The organism is Variovorax sp. 20P10.2.4, assembly GCF_058244205.1.
In genome coordinates this window covers 1-3,220 of sequence record NZ_JBZAYE010000753.1, presented here as the reverse complement: position 1 = coordinate 3,220, position 3,220 = coordinate 1, and the positions used below count along the sequence as shown (strand labels likewise).

2 protein-coding genes are annotated in these 3,220 nt (G+C 73.1%); both read left to right on the top strand.

The features are described from left to right. Window positions 1-2,587 (top strand): filamentous hemagglutinin family protein (locus AC27VN_RS36930; RefSeq protein WP_490879852.1); only part of this gene is annotated, 2,587 nt, incomplete at its 5' end. A 108-nt stretch (window positions 2,588-2,695) separates the two neighbouring features. After that, the coding region (locus AC27VN_RS36925; protein WP_490879851.1) for an RNA polymerase sigma factor at window positions 2,696-3,220 on the top strand (525 nt) is incomplete at its 3' end.

Genomic DNA, 3,220 nt, shown 5'->3' with positions numbered 1-3,220 from the left:
CGTGCTCGACGGCACGGTGGCACAGACCGGCGGCGGCCTGCTCTCGGTGCAGGCCGACGGCCGGATCTACGGCGGCCAGTACGCCAACCTGCGCGGCGACACCGCGCTGCGCGCGGCCAGCCTCGGCGTGATGCAGCTCAAGAGCTACAGCGTGAGCCTCAACGACGACCCGCGCGGCCTCGATCCCTACATCGCCTATTCGGCCGCCAGCCGCGGCGGCGCGGTGTTCGCGCCGGGCGACGGCCGGGTCAGCGTGCAGACGCTGGGCGACCTGGTGCTGCGCGGCGTGATCGATCCGGGCCGCGGCATCCAGCGGCTGGAGACCCGGGTCAGCCTGGCCGACGGCAGCGAGGGCGCCGCCTCGAGCTGGTACACGCTGTGGACCAACGCCACCGCGATTGAGCTGTTCTCGGCCGGCGGCAACCTTTCGCCGCTGGGCACCGCGTCCGACACCACGACCGCGTTCCTGCCCTCGGTGCTGCGCGCGGTGGCACCCGGCGGCAGCATCTACTTCGCGGGCCGGCAGCAGGACGACTACCTGATGCCGTCGCCCACCGGCCAGCTCGAGCTGCTGGCCGGCAACCGGGTGTCGGGCGTGAGCGCGAACAACACCAGCAACGCCGGCTCGCCGATCGGCCTGCTGGGCACCTCGGCCGACGCCATCGCCACGCCGCTGCGGCCGGCCTGGCGCGCGATGACGCCCGGCGACTTCGACGACGCGGCGATGCTCGCGAGCAACTACTGGCGCGGCGGCACCTCGGCGATCGACGGCATCGCGAACCTGATCATCTACGCGAACGCCTACAGCCCCTACAACGGGCGCTACAACGGCACCGGCGGCACGCCGTTCATGTTCGGCCCCAACACGCTGAGCGACGACAGCATGGCCGGCAGCGGCACCGTCTCGCACGTCTATGCGCTGCGCGGCGACATCCAGAGCGTCGCGATCGGCGAGGTCCGCGACATCGGCAGCAGCTTCGACGGCACGCAGGGCCAGTACTTCCTCGCCTCGAAGCCGCTGCGCATGCTGGCCGGCGGCGACGTCGTCAACAGCGGCGGCCTGATCGCGCACGGCAGTGCCGCCGAGGTGTCGATGGTGGCCGCGGGCGGCGACATCTTCAACCAGGGCAGCGCCACCGGCTTCGCGATCCTCGGCCCGGGCACGCTCGAGGTGAGCGCGGGCGGCGACATCTACCTGGGCAACCGCGCGAGCCTCACCAGCCTCGGGCCGGTCTCGGCCGCCGACAAGCGCCCGGGCGCCGGCATCGTGCTGCAGGCCGGCCTGGGCGCGGGCACGCCGGGCGAGGGCGCGAGCGATGTCGCGGGCTTCGCGAAGCGCTACCTCGACCCCGCCAACCTGATCGATGCCTCGGGCGCGCTGGCCGACCAGCCCGGCAAGGTCGCGAAGACCTACGACGCGGAGCTGGCAGCCTGGCTGGGCGAGCGCTTCGGCTTCTCGGGCACGGCGGCCGGGGCGCTGCGCTATTTCGAAGCGCTGCCCGGCGAGCAGCAGCGCGTGTTCGTGCGCCAGGTGTTCTATGCCGAACTCACGGCCGGTGGGCGCGAGTACAACGACGTGGACAGCAAGCGCTACGGCAGCTACCTGCGCGGCCGCGAGGCCATCGCCGCGCTGTTCCCCACGCTCGACGCGGCCGGCCGGCCGGTGGCGCGCAACGGCGACATCACGCTGTTCCAGGGCGCCAGCACCAATGCCGGCGTGCGCACCGTGGCCGGCGGCGCGATCCAGACCCTGACGCCGGGCGGCAGCACGGTCGTGGGCGTGGAAGGCGTGGTGCCCGCGACGGGCGACGAGGTCACGCCCGCCGGCCTGCTCACGCAGGGCGAGGGCGACATCCAGATGTACAGCAAGGGCAGCATCCTGCTGGGCCTGTCGCGCATCATGACCACCTTCGGCGGCGACATCCTGGGCTGGTCGGCCGAGGGCGACATCAACGCGGGCCGCGGCTCGAAGACCACGCTGGTCTACACGCCGCCCAAGCGCGAGTACGACGCGCTGGGCAACGTGAAGCTGTCGCCGAACGTGCCGAGCACCGGGGCCGGCATCGCGACGCTCGATCCGATTCCGGAAGTGCCGCCGGGCGACGTGGACCTGATCGCGCCGCTGGGCACCATCGATGCAGGCGAGGCGGGGATTCGCGTGTCGGGCAACGTGAACCTCGCGGCGCTGCAGGTGGTCAACGCGGCCAACATCCAGGTCAAGGGCGAGTCGGCCGGGTTGCCGGTGATCGCGTCGGTCAACGTCGGCGCGCTCACCAACGCGAGCGCGGCCGCCTCGCAGGCCGCGATGGCGGCGCAGGACACGGTGCAGCGCGAACGCACGGCCGCGCGCCAGGCCTTGCCCTCGGTCTTCACGGTGCGCGTGCTGGGCTTCGGCAACGAGCAGCCCGAGGGCCGCGATGGCCGCGACGAGGTGCCCAAGTCCTCGACCGGCGCCAGCCTGCCGCCGAAGGAACGTTACGACCCGGCGAACCTCGTGCAGCTGGTCGGCCGCGGCCAGGACTTCCGCCCCGGTCAGCTGGCGCGGCTCACCGAGGACGAGCGCCGCCGGCTGCTGCAGGACCGCTAGCGCTCCCGCCACGGACCTCCCCGCATCCCGCCTGCTTCGCGCAGCGCGGGCGGGGGAGGGCTTCGCCGCGCACCGCGGCCCCGAACCCAGGTCAAGGATCGAACCGCGATGGACATGAGCATCCAGCACGCGCTGCAGCGGCCCGAGGGCACGCCCCAGGGCCCGGTGCTGCGCGACTTCCTGGTCGCGAACTACGAGCGCCTGCGCCAGCGCCTCGCGCGCCGCCTCGGCTGCCAGGACCTCGCGGCCGACTGCCTGCACGACACCTGGCTGCGCCTGGGCGAACTCGGCGTGGCGCAGGCGGTGCAGGCGCCCGAGGCCTATGTGTTCCGCATGGCCTGCAACGCGGCCGTCGACCAGTTGCGCGCCAACCGCCATGCGCGGCAGGGCGGCGAGATCGAGCTCGACCAGCTGGTCGACCCGGCGCCGGGGCCCGAGCTGATCAGCGAGTCGCGCTCGAGGCTGCAGGCCGTGGATCGCGCGATGCAACGCCTGCCGCGCCGCCATCGCGCGGTGCTCGAGGCGCTGCGCATCGAGGAGATGACGCGGCACGAGGTCGCGAGCCGCTATGGCCTGTCGCTGCGCAGCGTCGACACCGCCCTGCAGCAGGCGCTGAGCTACTGCGCGCAGCAC